Source organism: Pseudomonas fluorescens, assembly GCF_902497855.1.
In the GTDB taxonomy this organism is placed as follows: domain Bacteria; phylum Pseudomonadota; class Gammaproteobacteria; order Pseudomonadales; family Pseudomonadaceae; genus Aquipseudomonas; species Aquipseudomonas fluorescens_BI.
This window is the reverse complement of record NZ_CABVHU010000001.1, coordinates 878,954-895,013: the sequence shown is the minus strand read 5'-3', so window position 1 is coordinate 895,013 and position 16,060 is coordinate 878,954. Positions and strand designations below refer to the sequence as shown.

The following is a 16,060-nucleotide window of genomic DNA, read 5'->3' as shown; positions in this document are numbered from 1 at the left end:
TCCTCTGCGGCCCGTTTCACGTTCAACCTCGCGAGGGCAGTTTGTCTAAAGGTATCGCTTTATCGGTCTCGGCCTCGGTGCTGTTTGCCGTCATGTATTACTTCACCTCGCTGCTCTCCCCCCTGAGCGGCGTGGAAATCTTCGGCTGGCGCATGCTGCTGACACTGCCCTGCATGACCGTGTTCATGGTGGTCTCCGGCGAATGGAAACGGGTGATCGCCCTGTTTCGGCGGCTGGTCAGCCAACCACAATTGCTCGCCGGCATGGTCCTTTCGGCAACGCTGCTCGGCCTGCAACTCTGGCTGTTCATGTGGGCTCCGCTCAACGGCTATAGCCTCGATGTGTCCCTGGGCTATTTCCTGTTGCCGCTGTCCATGGTCCTGACCGGGCGGGTCGCCTATGGCGAGCGTCTGTCCTACCTGCAAAAGGTGGCGGTATTCTTCGCGTCCCTCGGCGTGCTCAACGAGCTGTATCAGGTCGGCGGTTTTTCCTGGGCGACCTTGCTGGTCGTCGTCGGTTATCCGCTGTACTTCATCCTGCGCAAGCGCCTGGCGACCGACAACCTCGGCGGCTTGTGGATGGACATGGCCTTGATGCTGCCGGTGGCGCTGTGGTTCGTGCAAAGCGGCGCACAAGGCTTCGGCGTGTTCGAGCAACATCCATGGCTGTCGCTGCTGATCCCGTTGCTCGGGGTGATCAGTGCCTCGGCGCTGGTGGTCTACATCATCGCCAGCCGCTTGCTGCCGTTCAGCCTGTTCGGTTTGTTGAGCTATGTCGAACCGGTGCTGTTGCTCGGGGTGGCGTTGTTGCTGGGGGAAAGCATCAAGCCCGGGGAATGGCTGACCTACATTCCGATCTGGATGGCGGTGGTGGTGCTGGTGTTTGAAGGGTTCAAGCACCTCGTTCGGCAACGCCGCAAACCAATGTAGGAGCGGAGCTTGCCCGCGAAGGCGTCATTGAAGACGCTAAAAGCTTCGCGGGCAAGCCTCGCTCCTACATTGGGCGTGGTTTTATGGCGCTAGCGGTTTAGTCGGTGGAAAGCACACCCCGACGAACCTGATCACGCTCGATCGATTCGAACAGTGCCTTGAAGTTGCCTTCACCGAAGCCATCGTCGCCTTTGCGCTGGATGAACTCGAAGAACACCGGGCCCATCAGGGTTTCCGAGAAGATCTGCAGCAGCAAACGCTTGTCGCCCGACTCCGACGAACCGTCCAGCAAAATGCCCCGCGCCTGCAGTTCGTCGACCGGCTCGCCGTGATTCGGCAAACGGCCTTCAAGCATCTCGTAGTAGGTTTCCGGCGGCGCGGTCATGAAGCGCATGCCGATGCTTTTCAAGTGATCCCAGGTCTTGAGCAGGTCCTCGCTGAGGAAGGCCACGTGCTGGATGCCCTCGCCGTTGAACTGCATCAGGAACTCTTCGATCTGCCCGGCGCCCTTGGACGACTCTTCGTTCAACGGGATGCGGATCATGCCGTCCGGCGCGGTCATCGCCTTGGAGGTCAGGCCGGTGTACTCGCCCTTGATGTCGAAGTAGCGGATCTCGCGGAAGTTGAACAGCTTCTCGTAGAAGTTGGCCCAATAGGCCATGCGCCCGCGATAAACGTTGTGGGTCAGGTGATCGATGATCTTCAGGCCGGCCCCGACCGGGTTGCGGTCAACGCCTTCGATGAACACGAAGTCGATGTCGTAGATCGAGCTGCCTTCGCCAAAACGGTCGATCAGGTACAGCGGCGCACCGCCGATGCCTTTGATCGCCGGCAGGTGCAGCTCCATCGGGCCGGTCTCGATGTGGATCGGCTGGGCGCCGAGTTCCAGGGCACGCTTGTAGGCCTTCTGCGAATCCTTGACCCGGAACGCCATGCCGCACACCGATGGACCGTGTTCGGCCGCGAAGTAGGATGCAACGCTGTTGGGTTCGTTGTTGAGGATCAGGTTGATCGCGCCCTGGCGATACAGGTGCACGTCCTTGGAGCGATGGGTCGCGACCTTGGTGAAGCCCATGATCTGGAAGATCGGCTCCAGGGTGTTGGGGGTTGGCGATGCGAATTCGATGAATTCAAAGCCCATCAGGCCCATTGGGTTTTCGTATAAATCTGCCATTTTGGCGCCTCATCATGCTTTTAGAATCAACAGCTGAAAGTAACGGATCGTTAGTTGCTGGCAATGCTGAGACTGGCGGGAGGCGCGCAGGAGATTCCCCGAACGCTGCGGGCGAGGAAGTCACCGTAGATCAATTGAAACCCAAATATCTTCATTGTCGACCCAAGGCTATGACGGGCGAGGCTTCTGCTGCCAGAAGACGATTATTCTTATATGCGTAACCCGATTCTACACAGCGTAAATCATTTTGTCCGCCTTCTGTATCAAATCCCCTTTTTCCCTGCGCGCGCAAGGGGTTTGTTGCACAGAAAAATCCCCGCCAGCGGCATTGGCTTGTTTCAAATCAGTCACGAGCCTGGACTACCGTTGATCGGCAAAAGCCCCCAAGTCGATCTATCATGCCGGCTACCTGAACTCTTTTGGGGAGGCTTATTGTCGTCCTGCCTGCATTTGAGAGCCCTCTTTCACCGTAACAGGTTCCACGAATGCCACTGAACGTCAAAAGCCGCCGCAAACGCGGCATCAGGATTGCCGTGACCGTTTTGAGCGGTTTACTCCCGGTCTTGCTGGGGGGCGCCATTCTCCATATGCAGGCCGAACGCACACTGCAACAAAGTACCCGGCTGACGGCGGAAGAAGCCGTGCGCCAGTTCGAACTGATGTTCGACAACACCGCCGAGGCCGCGCGCGAATTGCTGCCGTTGGCGGGCCAAAGCTGCCTGGATGTCAATCTGGCCCTGCGCGAACAGGTCACCCGCCGCCCCTTCGTACGCTCGACCAGCCTGGTGTGGGACAACACCCTTTATTGCAGTTCCCTGTTTGGCGACTATCAGCAAAAGCTCGCTGCCGGCGACTACAGCAAAGGCCGCTTGTCGTTGATGAAGGGCAACCTGGTCACGCCGGATAGCGCGGTGCTGGTGTATCGACTCAGCGCAGGCAAACAGGGGGCCATGAGCAACCTGGACGGTTATCATCTGAGTAATGTACTGCGCCTGATCGATCGCAAGACCTTGCTGGTATTGCAAGTTGGCCCGAATTGGTTGTCCGCCGATGGCCGCTTCCATGACGGTGCCCTGCCCCACTTTGCGGTGGCGCAAAGCGTGCTGACTTCCTCGCGATATGCTTTTACCGTGGCAGCCGGTTTCCCCGAGGGCGAAACCTGGCGCTATATGAAAAGCGAGTATCCGCCACTGTTCAGCTTGCTGCTCTTTTTCGGCGCGGTGTCCGGCTCGATCGGGCATTTTGTGCAAAAGCGCACCCTGTCGCCCAGCCGTGAAATGCAGCGCGCGATGGAAGCCGCGGAGTTCATTCCCTACTTTCAGCCGGTGGTCCATGGCGATAGCAAGCAGTGGTCCGGCTGCGAAGTACTGATGCGCTGGAATCACCCGAAGGAAGGCCTGGTGCGCCCGGACCTGTTCATCCCGTTTGCCGAGTACTCCGGGCTGATCGTGCCGATGACCCGCGCATTGATGCAACAGACCGCCGCGTTGCTGGCGCCCCTGTCCGCGTCGTTCAAAGCGCCGTTCCACATCGGCATCAACATCACCGCCAGTCATTGCAGGAACCTGGATCTGATCGAGGAGTGTCGCGAGTTCATCAAGGCTTTCGCACCGGGCTCGATCAGCCTGGTGCTGGAATTGACCGAGCGCGAACTGATCGAGCCCACGGCCATGACCCATCAATTGTTCGAACAGCTGCACGGGCTCGGCGTGATGATCGCGATCGACGACTTTGGCACCGGCCACTCGAGCCTGGGTTATCTGCGTCAATTCAACGTGGACTTCCTGAAAATCGACCAGAGTTTTGTCGCCATGATCGGGGTCGACGCCCTCTCCCGGCACATACTCGACACCATTATCGAACTCTCGGCCAAGCTCGATCTGGCCATCGTCGCCGAGGGCGTGGAAACCGCAGAGCAAAGTGATTACCTGACCGCCCACGGCGTGAACTTCCTGCAAGGTTATCTGTTTGGCCGGCCAATGCCCGGTGCAGAGTTCATTAAAGCATTAAGTCACCATTAACTAGCCGCTAAAAGCGACGAGATAGAGCGGCGGTGCACCGACTTGAATCAACAGGCTAGTGTAGTTACATGAAAAACCAGACAGGATTTACTCTTGGCCCATTAACTACTACAATTTTTCATGCCTGCGCAAAGATTGGCAGGTGAGCCATTATCACCGAGTCGCTACAAGGCGCTTGGCTTATAGCCTTGTTTGCGGTTGGTATCAGCCAAATACACTATTGGAGTAAAGATATTGTCCAGACTCGCTGAATTTCGTGCAGCTGAAAAGGCCCTTCAGGAACAGCTCAAGCAGTTGGAAGCCCTGAAGAACGATGCCGGGCTCAAGAAAGAAATCGAATTCGAAGAAAAGCTCCAGGGGCTGATGAAAAACTATGGCAAAAGCCTGCGCGACGTCATCGCCATTCTCGATCCGAACCCGGGAAAATCCGGTCTGCAACAGGCCGCAGCACCGAAAACCCGCCGCGCTCGCGTGGTCAAGGTCTATCAGAATCCGCACACCGGTGAACTGATCGAAACCAAGGGCGGCAACCACCGCGGCCTGAAAGCCTGGAAGGAACAATACGGTGTTGATACCGTGGATTCCTGGCTGCGTGGTTAAGTACTCGCGGTAATAAAAAAGCCCTGCAATGCAGGCCATGCTGTTGTAGGAGCAAGCTTGCTCGCGATGGTCGCCAACGATAACGCGTGTTTGCTGGATAGTACGCGGTGTTCTGGAATCCATCGTCGGAACGCCGCCCGGAGCAAGCTCGCTCCTACAGTGTGCTTAGTCCCATCGGCTATCTAAAAATGTCGATAAGTACTAACACCCTGCAGTGCATTGAAATCTTCAACTAAAGTTTCAAACTGTTACGGGCAGCGTCTATTTCACCCTGACTTGCCTTATAAGCGTCCGCCTGCCCCGCGGAGGAAAAAACATAGGCCTTATCGGCATCCACGGCGGCCACCAAAGTTTGAGACAGCACATGACGACCGTTCTGGGTGATGGTGCAGGTAGTTTCCAGCGCCTCCAGGCGGCTCAAGCGAGTGGGGTGAATCTTGTTGCAGACACTTTGATAGCCGCCTTGGAAGAAGTCTTTCTGCACCGACTTGCGCATCTCCAGCAATACACCCTGCAGATTCACCTGGTGGCCGCTTTGCACCTGGGTCATGGTCAATTCCATCACCATCACCGGTGTGCCGCCTTGATCGGTTTTCACCGCACGCTGGCGCGACACCTGGGCATTGGCTGGATCTTGCGGGACGGCTTCGACTTGCCAGCCGGCAGGCCAGGTCACGACTGGCGCATCGGCGTGAGCGGTGGTCGCAGCCCAGAACACACTCAGCAAAACGAACATCGATGGGCAGAATCGAATCATTACAATGAATACTCAGGGGTTGATCCGTAAAGTCTGAGCCTCGCACGTCGCCCAGGCAATAGCCGAAGTTTGGTGATGCCCGTGCCCTTGCGTATCATGGTCACCATTCGCTAGCCCCACTTATTGTCCGGAGGGCCCATGAGCCTGCACGAATTGAACACCTTCCCCGGCGTGACCGCCCAGCCTGACACCGCGACCCACAAGTTCGTCTTCAACCACACCATGCTGCGGGTCAAGGACATCACCAAGTCCCTGGACTTCTACACCCGGATCCTCGGTTTTTCGCTGGTGGAAAAACGCGACTTCCCGGAAGCCGAATTCAGCCTGTACTTCCTGGCGCTGGTCGCTAAGGAACAGATCCCGGCCGACGCCGCGGCGCGCACCGAGTGGATGAAGTCGATCCCCGGCATTCTCGAACTGACCCACAACCACGGCACCGAAAACGACGCGGATTTTGCCTACCACAACGGCAACACCGACCCGCGCGGTTTCGGCCACATCTGCATCTCGGTGCCCGACATCGTCGCCGCCTGCGAGCGCTTCGAGGCCCTGGGCTGCGATTTCCAGAAACGCCTGAACGACGGCCGTATGAAGAGCCTGGCGTTCATCAAGGATCCGGATGCCTATTGGGTCGAAATCATCCAGCCCGCCCCGCTGTAAAGAAAGCTCGCTGCCACTGATCGTTCCCACGCTCTGCGTGGTAACGTCTTCAGTGACGCTCTGCGTCACGCTTTTGGGACGCGGAGCGTCCCGGGCTGCATTCCCACGCAGAGCGTGGGAACGATCCGTAAAGCGTGCAACGGCGCGCACAAAAAACCCATGATCGCTCATGGGTTTTTTATGTTTTCAGCGCCGGCTTTTATGCCGGGGCTGACGTCCGGATCAAGTGATCGAACGCGCTCAGGGAAGCCTTTGCCCCCTCGCCCACCGCAATCACGATCTGCTTGTATGGCACAGTCGTCACATCACCGGCCGCAAACACCCCCGGCACCGACGTCTCGCCCCGGGCATCGACGATGATCTCGCCACGCGGCGACAACTCGATGGTACCTTTGAGCCAATCGGTGTTGGGCAGCAGACCGATCTGCACGAAGATCCCTTCCAGCTCCACCGTCCGCAGCTCGTCCGACTGACGATCCTTATAGCGCAGGCCATTGACCTTCTGCCCGTCGCCGGTCACTTCGGTGGTTTGCGCACTGGTTATCACGGTGACGTTCGGCAGGCTGTGCAACTTGCGCTGCAGGACCGCGTCGGCGCGCAGTTGCACGTCGAATTCGAGCAGCGTCACATGGGACACGATGCCGGCCAGGTCGATGGCCGCTTCGACGCCGGAGTTACCGCCGCCGATCACCGCCACCCGCTTGCCTTTGAACAGCGGACCGTCACAGTGCGGGCAGTACGCCACGCCCTTGTTGCGGTATTGCTGCTCACCGGGGACGTTCATTTCACGCCAGCGTGCACCGGTCGCGAGGATCACGGTCCTGGCTTTCAATGTCGCGCCGCTGGCGAAGTGGACTTCGTTCAGCTCGCCGTTCTTGCCCGGCACCAGCTTGTCGGCCCGTTGCAGGTTCATGATGTCGACGTCGTACTGCTTGACGTGTTCTTCCAGGGCCACGGCCAGTTTCGGCCCTTCGGTTTCCTGTACCGAGATGAAGTTCTCGATGGCCATGGTGTCCAGCACCTGCCCACCAAAACGCTCGGCCGCGACACCGGTGCGAATGCCTTTACGGGCGGCGTAGATCGCTGCCGAAGCACCAGCCGGGCCACCGCCGACCACCAGTACGTCAAAGGCTTGTTTGGCGCTGATTTTCTCGGCCTGGCGCTCGATGCCGCTGGTGTCGATCCTGGCGAGGATTTCTTCCAGGCCCATGCGACCCTGGCCGAAGTTCACGCCGTTGAGGTAGACACTGGGCACGGCCATGATCTGGCGCTCGTCGACTTCGGCCTGGAACAGCGCGCCGTCGATGGCGACGTGGCGGATGCCGGGGTTCAACACGGCCATCAGGTTCAGGGCCTGGACCACGTCCGGGCAGTTCTGGCAGGACAGCGAGAAGTAAGTCTCGAAGTTGAACTCGCCCTTGAGCGAACGGATCTGTTCGATCACCTCGACACTGGCCTTCGATGGGTGGCCGCCGACTTGCAGCAAGGCCAGCACCAGGGAAGTGAATTCGTGGCCCATGGGGATGCCGGCAAAACGCAGGCTGATATCGGCACCCGGGCGATTGATCGAGAACGATGGTTTGCGTGCATCATCACCGTTGTCGAGCAAGGTAATCTGGCTGGAAAGACTGGCAACGTCTTTCAAGAGTTCGAGCATTTCCCTGGATTTCGCACCGTCGTCGAGGGAGGCAACGATCTCGATCGGTTGGGTGACCCGTTCCAGGTATGACTTCAACTGGGTTTTAAGATTGGCGTCCAACATACGGGCGATTTCCTTTTTCAGTGTGTAAAAAAAACGCCCGAGCGAATCTCGCCCGGGCGTTTTTATTGGGCGGTGCAGCGTACTCAGGAGGTGCGGAGTGCCGCCCTGATCAAGCGTGTCACAGACTTAGATCTTGCCGACCAGGTCCAGGGACGGAGCCAGCGTGGCCTCGCCTTCTTTCCACTTGGCTGGGCAAACCTGGCCCGGGTGAGCAGCGACGTATTGAGCAGCCTTGATTTTGCGCAGCAACTCGGAAGCGTCACGGCCTACGCCACCGTCGTTCAGCTCGACGATTTTGATCTGGCCTTCAGGGTTGATCACGAAGGTGCCGCGGTCAGCCAGACCGGCTTCTTCGATCAGCACGTCGAAGTTGCGGGAGATGGCGTGGGTCGGGTCACCGATCATGGTGTACTGGATTTTGCCGATGGCTGGCGAAGTGTTGTGCCAGGCAGCATGGGCAAAGTGGGTATCGGTGGAAACGCTGTAGATCTCGACGCCCAGCTTCTGGAACGCGTCGTAGTTGTCGGCCAGGTCTTCCAGTTCGGTCGGGCAAACGAAGGTGAAGTCGGCTGGGTAGAAGAATACGACAGACCATTTGCCTTTCAGGTCAGCGTCCGACACTTTTACGAAGTCGCCATTTTTGAAGGCGTCAGCTTTGAACGGTTTAACTTGGCTGTTGATGATAGGCATCGATGACTCTCCGTCAGGGGTTGAATAAGTTGATGGAATGAATCCTACCTATTCAATCTCCCGATGGCTCATTGGCAAACCTCATGCTGCTGATTGGTTTTCGCTATTAGCGAACAGTATTAATAGAAGAAAACGCTCCTAGGGACTTTTCTCAATGGGTTCCCACAGCGCTACGGGGCAATGGATTGAGAATGCTGCTAGGAGATCACGGGCTTTTCAACGATCCGCGGCATCACCGGAAACGGGTTGGCGTCAACGTAGCGCATGGCCGACTTCATGTCCTTCCAGCCGACGTAGCTCATCAACGATTTCAAATCCCATCCGCTCTGATGCGCCCAGGTGGCGAAGCCGCGGCGCAGGGAATGGCTGGTGTAGTGTTCCGCGGGAATCCCCGCGCGCTCCAGCGCCTGGCGCAATAACGGGATCACGCTGTTGGCGTGCAATCCCTCCTCGCTCAAGTGGCCCCAACGGTCGATCCCGCGAAACACCGGGCCACGAACCAACGCCGCCGTGCTGATCCAGTCGATGTACGCCTGCACCGGACACAACCGCTGCAAAGCCGGTGTCTGATAGGTCTTGCCGAGGTTTTCCCGGTCGCTCTTGCTGCGCGGCAGGTACAGCGTGATGCCGGCACCGGCGCTCGCTTGCACGTGCTCGATCTGCAGGCGACACAACTCATCGCTGCGAAAGCCACGCCAGAAGCCCAGCAGGATCAGCGCTGTGTCGCGCTTTGCCCGCAGCAGCACCGGTTGATTGTTTGCAGATTTCGCGGTTTGCGCCTCTTGCTCCAGCCAGGCCACTGCCTGCTCGAGGTGCTGCAGTTGCAATGGCTCGGCCTGCTTCTCCTGCGCCGGATGCAGCGCGCGAATGCCTTTAAATACTTTGCGCACCACCGGCGCTTTGGTCGGATCGGCAAAACCCTGACTGTTGTGCCATTGCGCCAGGGCCGACAAGCGCAGCTTCAGGGTGTTGATCGACAGCTCACCGGCATACGCCACCAGGTAGCGCGCGATGCTATCGGCCGTTGCCGGCAGAAATCCGCCCCAACTGCCTTCGAAGTGCTCGATGGCCGCCCGGTAGCTGCGACGGGTGTTGTCGCGGGTGGCGGCTTGCAGATAACGATCCAGCTCACTCATGAACATAACCTCTGTAGGAGCGAGCTTGCTCCGGGCGGCGCTCCGACGATGGACGTGAACGATAACGCGTGCTGCCTGAATGCCCCCGGCGCTCTCGGGTTTTGTACGCCAATCCCGAAATTGACACCGCCCCCTGTAGGAGCTGGCTTGCCAGCGAAGGCGTCCGTCCAGTCAAAAATGGGTCGACTGACACACCGCTTTCGCTGGCAAGCCAGCTCCTACAGGGGTTTGCGTACGGAAATAGAGCGATGAACATCTTGGAAACGCTCTCACACGGGGTAACACCAGTATATCCCGGGTCATAAACATACGCATATTTAACTTTCCACCAGGCGTGGTACAATGTGTATTAAGTGGTACGTACCACATTACGAAATCGTAGGAGAGCACATGGCCCGTGGCGGCATCAACAAAGCAGTGGTCCAAACGGCCCGATTGGCAATCCTCGCCCGCGGCGAAAACCCGAGCATCGATGCGGTCCGGATCGAAATGGGCAACACCGGTTCGAAAACCACCATCCACCGTTATCTGAAAGAACTGGATGACGGCACCGAACCGGCCGAGTCTTCTTCCGAACCCCTCGACGACGAGCTCGCAGCACTGGTCTCGCACCTGGCGCAGCGCCTGAGGGAGCAGGCCCAGGAACCGATCGATCAGGCACGCGCGCAGTTCGAGCAACAGCGCACAGAGCTTGACACTCAACTGACCGAAGCCCGGAAAGCCAACACGCTGTTGCAGCAGCAATACGAAATTCAAAGCCTGGCCTACACCCAGGAATCCGAAGCACTGGAAAGCACCCGCGCCCTGTTGCAAGGCGAGCAAACCCGCAACGCCGGACTGAACCAGGCATTGGCTGATTTCGAATTACGCCTGCAAGACAAGGACGAGCAGATCCGCTCCCTTGAAGAGAAACACCTGCATTCGCGCGATGCGCTGGAGCACTACCGCAACGCCGTCAAAGAGCAGCGCGAGCAGGAGCAAAGCCGTCATGAAGGCCAGGTGCAGCAGATTCAGATGGAATTGCGCCAGGCCCAGCAAAGCGCACTGGTGCGTCAGGATGAAATCACCCAGCTGCACCGTGACAATGAGCGCCTGCTGACGGAGAACCGAGGAACGCTGCGCGAGTTGAGCCTCCTGCAGGAACAGCTCAAGCAAACCCACCATCGCCAGGACCAGTTGCTGGAACAGGCCAATCGCATCGACAGCGAGCGCACCCTCCTCCAGGAACGCTTGCGCACTGCCCTGCTGGAAAGTCAGTCACTCAAACAGAGTGTCGAGGAACACGCCCAGGCCAACAAATCACTGGAAGCTGAGTTGACGCAGGCCCAGTCGCAGCTGGAGCAACTGCGCCTGGCGGCCGTCGTTGCGACAGCGCCCGACGCAGCAGAACAGCAGAAGGACGATTAACCGGCGACCGGCGACCGCATGGTGACGAACTCTTCGGCGGCCGTCGGGTGCACGCCGATGGTTTCGTCGAAGTCACGCTTGGTCGCGCCGGCCTTCAAGGCAATCGCCAGGCCTTGGACGATTTCACCGGCATCCGGACCGACCATGTGGCAACCCAGCACCTTGTCGGTCTTGCCGTCCACCACCAGCTTCATCAGCGTGCGCTCCTGGCATTCGGTCAGGGTCAGCTTCATCGGCCGGAAACGGCTTTCGAAGATCACCACCTCGTGCCCGGCCTCCCGGGCCTCCTCCTCGGTCAAACCGACGGTGCCGATGTTCGGCAGGCTGAACACCGCCGTCGGGATCATCTTGTAATCCACCGGGCGATATTGCTCAGGCTTGAACAGGCGTCGCGCCACCGCCATGCCTTCGGCCAGGGCGACCGGCGTCAGCTGAACCCGACCGATGACATCGCCCAGGGCCAGGATCGACGGCTCGGCGGTCTGATATTGCTCATCGACCTCGACGAAGCCTTTCTTGTCGAGCTTGACCCCGGTGTTTTCCAACCCAAGGTTGTCCAGCATCGGGCGCCGGCCGGTGGCGTAGAACACGCAATCGGCTTCCAGCTCGCGACCGTCCTTGAGTGTGACTTTCAAGCTGCCATCGGCCTGCTTGTCGATGCGCTCGATGTCGGCATTGAATTGCAGACCCATGCCGCGCTTGGTCAGCTCTTCCTGCAGGTGCTTGCGCACCGCACCGTCGAAGCCACGCAGGAACAGCTCACCGCGATAGAGCAAGGTGGTGTCGGCGCCCAGGCCGTGGAAAATCCCGGCGAACTCGACGGCAATGTAACCGCCACCCACCACCAGCACGCGCTTGGGCAGCTCCTTGAGGAAAAACGCCTGGTTGGAACTGATCGCGTGCTCATGCCCCGGAATCTCCGGAATCTGCGGCCAGCCGCCAGTGGCAATCAGAATGTTGTTGGCGGTGAAGCGTTCGCCATTGAACTCGACCGTATGCGGGTCGACGATCTTGGCGTGACCTTCATGCAAGGTCACGCCACTGTTGACCAGCAGGTTGCGATAGATGCCATTCAGGCGATTGATCTCGCGATCCTTGTTGGCGATCAGCGTCGCCCAATCGAACTTCGCCTCGCCCGGGGTCCAGCCAAAACCGGAAGACTGCTCGAAGTCTTCGGCAAAGTGCGCGCCGTAGACCAGCAACTTCTTCGGCACGCAACCGACGTTCACGCACGTACCACCCAGATAGCGGCTCTCGGCCACGGCCACTTTCGCGCCAAAACCCGCCGCAAACCGCGCAGCCCGCACACCGCCGGAACCGGCGCCAATCACATAAAGGTCAAAATCGTAGGCCATTTCTTTCTCCTCGGCAGGCTACCAGCATACCTGCAGACGTCCGTTGGGCAAGCGCTGCACAGGATGTGGGGCCGGAAAAAGAAAAAGCCACCCGCAAAGGTGGCTTTTCAATACAACCCAGTCAGGCTATCAGTAAGCCTTGCCCGTCTTGTAGAAGTTCTCGAAGCAGAAGTTGGTCGCGTCGATGTAGCCTTCGGCGCCACCGCAGTCGAAACGCTTGCCCTTGAACTTGTAGGCCATCACGCAGCCGTTTTGCGCCTGCTTCATCAGGGCGTCGGTGATCTGGATTTCACCGCCCTTGCCTGGCTCGGTCTGTTCGATCAGGTCGAAGATGTCCGGGGTCAGGATGTAGCGACCGATGATCGCCAGGTTCGACGGCGCGTCTTCCGGCTTTGGCTTCTCGACCATGCTGTGCACGCGGTAGATGTCGTCGCGGATCATCTCGCCGGCGATCACGCCGTACTTGTGGGTTTCCTGCGGATCGACTTCCTGGATGGCAACGATCGAGCAGCGGAACTGCTTGTACAGCTTGACCATCTGGGTCAGTACGCCGTCACCGTCGAGGTTGACGCACAAGTCATCCGCCAGGACCACGGCGAACGGTTCGTCGCCGATCAGTGGGCGGCCGGTCAGGATCGCATGGCCCAGGCCTTTCATTTCGGTCTGGCGGGTGTAGGAGAACGAGCAGTTGTCGAGCAGCTTGCGGATGCCGACCAGGTATTTTTCCTTGTCGGTGCCCTTGATCTGGTTTTCCAGCTCGTAGCTGATGTCGAAGTGGTCTTCCAGGGCGCGTTTACCGCGACCGGTGACGATGGAGATTTCGGTCAAACCGGCGTCCAGTGCTTCTTCGACGCCGTACTGGATCAGTGGCTTGTTTACCACCGGCAGCATTTCTTTGGGCATGGCTTTGGTCGCTGGGAGGAAGCGAGTGCCGTAACCGGCTGCTGGGAACAAGCATTTCTTGATCATATAAGTCCTTGAAAGGGCTGTGTGTTCGAGTTTCGGCGCAGTCTAAGTCAGGCGGCGCGCACCTTACAATGCCCCGCACTGGCTAACCGATGCCATCATAGAGAAATATTCACGCGGATAGTTCCGCATAACGTCTACGGATCTTCCGCCGCCATCTATAAATAGCAGAGACTGGCAGACTTGCACGGCCATCGACCGGACAGGCAACCGCACCACCATACGCCCATCAGCACCCGCTGAGTGCAATTTGCGCTATCATTGCGCGATTGAACCAGCCAACGAGACAGATAGATGTCGGAAGCAAAAAGTGTCAACGGGTTCCTGATCAATCAGGCGAAAGACGGCCAGTGGTGGGTAGGCAGTACCAGCGGCGAGAATATTGCCGGGCCTTTCCCGACCGAGGCATTGGCGATTGAAGTAGCATCCGTATTGGAGCTCGAACACCCAGCCCCGAAGCGTCGCGCAGAGAACAAGTCCTGAGAAGCACCCGACTCGACCCAAGCCCTGCTCGCGCAGGGCTTTTTTGTGATTGCCTGCAACAAAGTGGCCATTCGCTATAACCTTTTGATGCCAGCGCTGTCACAGGCTCAGCCCCTTCATCCTGACGACGACAACGACATGAATAAATTTTTGCCACTGATCGTGGCACTGGCCCTGAGCGGCTGCGCCACTTCCGAAACGACTTACCTGCACAACGGCGAACAGGGCTTGATGATCGATTGCTCCGGGGAGGCCAATTCCTGGGCTACCTGCTACGAAAAGGCTGACGCCTCCTGCGCCGGCACCGGCTACAACATCGTCGGGACGGACGGCACACCTGCGCCCAAGGAAAGCGACAAGACCCTGGGCGTGGATGTCGGCAATTACAAGAATCGCAGTGTCGTGGTGGTCTGCAAGTAAGGCGCCCGCCCCTACATGTGAATTTCGGCGAACTTGATCCCCAGGCCGCGCACGGTCTCGATCAGGTCATCGAGACATGTGAAGGATTCGACTTCGTCGTTGTCATCCACCAGGAAAAAACTGCGCCCGGCACTTTTCTTGAAAAACACGATCCATTCCTCCGGGCTCGCCGGGTTCTGGATCACGTGGGTGGCAGAGATCTGACCCTCTGCGTGGCACTTGCGTACCTGCTCTCGCTTCATGCTCGACTCCAGAAATGACAATACGGTCCTGCCCTTTGTAGGAGCGAGCTTGCTCGCGATGGATTCAAGAGCGCCGCGTTTAGCCAGGCAACACGCGTTATCGTTAACGACCATCGCGAGCAAGCTCGCTCCTACATAAAACGTGGCGCCCTTGAGTCTGTCAGCCGGAAATGCACGCGGTAGCGGCATCGCGTACATCCTGGGGGCGCACTGGCACATTGGAGATGCGTTCGTGGAGCTTGATGCTGCTGCCGCTGGAGCGTTCTTCGATGTCGAATACCGCCGCCGGGCCCGAGGAGAGCTTCTGTGGCACGATCACCCGTACGCCATCCTTCTGCGGCTCGACCTGCAGGGCGCCACGGCTGTCGGCCAGCTTCCCGGTCAGGCACTGCGCGTATTCATGGGGTTTCTTGCCTGAAATCACACTCATGGTAGGCAGCGTCTGACTGATATCCGAGACACTCGCACAACCACTCATCGCCACTACCACCGGCAGGATCCATATACCCCATTTCATGTTAAATCTCCGATAAAGAGCCTCCGACAGCATAAATGCGGTTTTTCTCCGAGGCTCGTTGCGTTTATCGCGCATGGAATCGCGAATAACTGTTTTTAATTGTCAAAGCGCACCCCGACGACCGGATAATAACCTGTTCGGGCTGATAAACTGCACCAATCGCCCATGCTATCGTTTTGATTTTGTAGAAAAAGCCCTTCTGGAGGCGCCATGAAATTTATCCACCAGCGCGAGCACCTCAACGAGGACGACATCGTCGTCATTCAGTGCTCGCAAACCTGCAACATCCGCTTGATGAACGACGCCAATTTCCGCAGCTTCAAGAATGGCGGCCGTCACACTTACCACGGCGGTGCGTTCGACACCTTCCCGGCGCGTATTACTGCACCGAGCACCGGTTTCTGGAACATCACCATCGACACGGTCAACCGCCGGCCGATCAGCGTGACCCGCAAACCGACCCTGACTCACTCGATCAAGATCATCCGCCGCTCCAGCTCGAAACTGAGCTGAGTGACGCGACCACACACAGACAAGAAGGTATGACCGTGGCTCAAACGACCAAGTACGTCATCAAATACAAACTCAACGGCGAACGCCGCTTCGAATTCGCCCAGCTTGAAAACGGCACTGAAGCAGAAGCCAAAGCCGCGCTGGACGTCATTCATGGCCAGACGGAAGACGTCATCAGCGACATCAGCGTCAGCAAGGCGCTGTAAGGGCATCCGGAGCGCGCACCTGGAGTTTGACCGCAAGCACCGGAGTGATCGCGCCGGCAGCGCTCCCTAGACTGGCGACCCCAACCCTCGTTCCCCGACACGCACCAAGCGTTTCTCGAACGCTGCCATGCCGCCGGTCAGGAACGCCCGACCCCGTTGTTGCTGCAATACGGGCCGCAGGATTACAACTGCTTGCATCAGGATCTGTACGCTGCACAGCGG

The 16,060-nt window shown here is 58.5% G+C and carries 18 protein-coding genes and 1 pseudogene; 10 read left to right on the top strand and 9 right to left on the bottom strand.

Going from position 1 to position 16,060, the window contains the following annotated elements; genetic code table 11:
- Nucleotides 1-41: 41 nt before the first annotated feature.
- Nucleotides 42-929 (top strand): EamA family transporter RarD, encoded by an 888-nt coding sequence (gene rarD, locus F8N96_RS04280; RefSeq protein WP_150796716.1) that lies wholly within the window; start codon nt 42-44, stop codon nt 927-929.
- 97 nt (nt 930-1,026) lie between these two features.
- Here rarD and hppD read toward each other — a convergent pair whose 3' ends face one another.
- Nucleotides 1,027-2,103 carry a 4-hydroxyphenylpyruvate dioxygenase gene (hppD, locus tag F8N96_RS04275; protein WP_150796715.1) on the bottom strand — a complete coding sequence of 359 codons (1,077 nt, stop codon included), beginning with the start codon at nt 2,101-2,103 and terminating at the stop codon, nt 1,027-1,029.
- A gap of 485 nt (nt 2,104-2,588) precedes the next feature.
- On the opposite strand from hppD, the gene F8N96_RS04270 reads away from it, so the two are divergent.
- Both F8N96_RS04270 and F8N96_RS04265 read left to right on the top strand, forming a co-directional pair.
- Entirely contained in the window at nt 2,589-4,124 is a 1,536-nt protein-coding gene (locus F8N96_RS04270) for an EAL domain-containing protein (RefSeq protein WP_150796714.1), read from the top strand.
- A 234-nt stretch (nt 4,125-4,358) separates the two neighbouring features.
- Nucleotides 4,359-4,724, top strand: coding sequence for a histone-like nucleoid-structuring protein, MvaT/MvaU family (locus F8N96_RS04265; protein ID WP_064678062.1), 366 nt, complete (start codon nt 4,359-4,361; stop codon nt 4,722-4,724).
- Nucleotides 4,725-4,956: 232 nt separating this feature from the next.
- Here F8N96_RS04265 and F8N96_RS04260 read toward each other — a convergent pair whose 3' ends face one another.
- A complete protein-coding gene (locus F8N96_RS04260; RefSeq protein WP_150796713.1) occupies nt 4,957-5,481 on the bottom strand; it encodes a DUF4946 domain-containing protein in 525 nt (174 codons plus the stop codon).
- Nucleotides 5,482-5,619: 138 nt separating this feature from the next.
- On the opposite strand from F8N96_RS04260, the gene gloA reads away from it, so the two are divergent.
- Complete coding sequence (gloA, locus tag F8N96_RS04255; RefSeq protein ID WP_150796712.1) at nt 5,620-6,141, top strand: lactoylglutathione lyase; 522 nt, start codon at nt 5,620-5,622, stop codon at nt 6,139-6,141.
- Between the two features lie 199 nt (nt 6,142-6,340).
- On the opposite strand, the gene ahpF is transcribed toward gloA, so the two are convergent.
- The 3 genes from ahpF to F8N96_RS04240 form a co-directional block, all read right to left on the bottom strand.
- Nucleotides 6,341-7,903, bottom strand: coding sequence for an alkyl hydroperoxide reductase subunit F (gene ahpF / locus F8N96_RS04250; protein ID WP_150796711.1), 1,563 nt, complete (start codon nt 7,901-7,903; stop codon nt 6,341-6,343).
- 126 nt (nt 7,904-8,029) lie between these two features.
- A complete protein-coding gene (ahpC, locus tag F8N96_RS04245; RefSeq protein WP_007975937.1) occupies nt 8,030-8,593 on the bottom strand; it encodes an alkyl hydroperoxide reductase subunit C in 564 nt (187 codons plus the stop codon).
- Nucleotides 8,594-8,790: 197 nt separating this feature from the next.
- Nucleotides 8,791-9,729, bottom strand: a complete 939-nt coding sequence (locus tag F8N96_RS04240) for a site-specific integrase (protein WP_150796710.1) — start codon at nt 9,727-9,729, stop codon at nt 8,791-8,793.
- A gap of 390 nt (nt 9,730-10,119) precedes the next feature.
- On the opposite strand from F8N96_RS04240, the gene F8N96_RS04235 reads away from it, so the two are divergent.
- Nucleotides 10,120-11,136, top strand: coding sequence for a DNA-binding protein (locus F8N96_RS04235; RefSeq protein WP_150796709.1), 1,017 nt, complete (start codon nt 10,120-10,122; stop codon nt 11,134-11,136).
- Here the strand turns inward: F8N96_RS04235 and gorA are convergent.
- Nucleotides 11,133-12,491 (bottom strand): glutathione-disulfide reductase, encoded by a 1,359-nt coding sequence (gene gorA, locus F8N96_RS04230; RefSeq protein ID WP_150796708.1) that lies wholly within the window; start codon nt 12,489-12,491, stop codon nt 11,133-11,135. The genes F8N96_RS04235 and gorA overlap by 4 nt on opposite strands.
- A gap of 129 nt (nt 12,492-12,620) precedes the next feature.
- Nucleotides 12,621-13,460 (bottom strand): UTP--glucose-1-phosphate uridylyltransferase GalU, encoded by an 840-nt coding sequence (galU, locus tag F8N96_RS04225; protein WP_064678069.1) that lies wholly within the window; start codon nt 13,458-13,460, stop codon nt 12,621-12,623.
- Nucleotides 13,461-13,751: 291 nt separating this feature from the next.
- Here galU and F8N96_RS04220 point away from each other — a divergent pair, with 291 nt between their 5' ends.
- Both F8N96_RS04220 and F8N96_RS04215 read left to right on the top strand, forming a co-directional pair.
- Nucleotides 13,752-13,940 (top strand): hypothetical protein, encoded by a 189-nt coding sequence (locus F8N96_RS04220; protein ID WP_150766254.1) that lies wholly within the window; start codon nt 13,752-13,754, stop codon nt 13,938-13,940.
- A gap of 138 nt (nt 13,941-14,078) precedes the next feature.
- Nucleotides 14,079-14,360, top strand: coding sequence for a hypothetical protein (locus F8N96_RS04215; protein WP_150796707.1), 282 nt, complete (start codon nt 14,079-14,081; stop codon nt 14,358-14,360).
- An 11-nt stretch (nt 14,361-14,371) separates the two neighbouring features.
- Here the strand turns inward: F8N96_RS04215 and F8N96_RS04210 are convergent, their stop codons facing one another.
- Nucleotides 14,372-14,602, bottom strand: a complete 231-nt coding sequence (locus tag F8N96_RS04210; RefSeq protein WP_150796873.1) for a hypothetical protein — start codon at nt 14,600-14,602, stop codon at nt 14,372-14,374.
- Between the two features lie 160 nt (nt 14,603-14,762).
- The gene (locus tag F8N96_RS04205; protein ID WP_150766251.1) at nt 14,763-15,119 is read right to left on the bottom strand and encodes a hypothetical protein; all 357 of its coding nucleotides are present in this window, start codon (nt 15,117-15,119) and stop codon (nt 14,763-14,765) included.
- 210 nt (nt 15,120-15,329) lie between these two features.
- Here F8N96_RS04205 and F8N96_RS04200 point away from each other — a divergent pair, with 210 nt between their 5' ends.
- The 3 genes and pseudogenes from F8N96_RS04200 to F8N96_RS04195 form a co-directional block, all read left to right on the top strand.
- Complete coding sequence (locus tag F8N96_RS04200) at nt 15,330-15,632, top strand: DUF1883 domain-containing protein (protein WP_008065357.1); 303 nt, start codon at nt 15,330-15,332, stop codon at nt 15,630-15,632.
- 29 nt (nt 15,633-15,661) lie between these two features.
- Nucleotides 15,662-15,838 (top strand): hypothetical protein, encoded by a 177-nt coding sequence (locus tag F8N96_RS35010; RefSeq protein ID WP_191630773.1) that lies wholly within the window; start codon nt 15,662-15,664, stop codon nt 15,836-15,838.
- A 90-nt stretch (nt 15,839-15,928) separates the two neighbouring features.
- Nucleotides 15,929-16,048 (top strand): annotated as a pseudogene (locus F8N96_RS04195) (2OG-Fe(II) oxygenase); the annotation flags it as partial.
- Nucleotides 16,049-16,060: the final 12 nt, after the last annotated feature.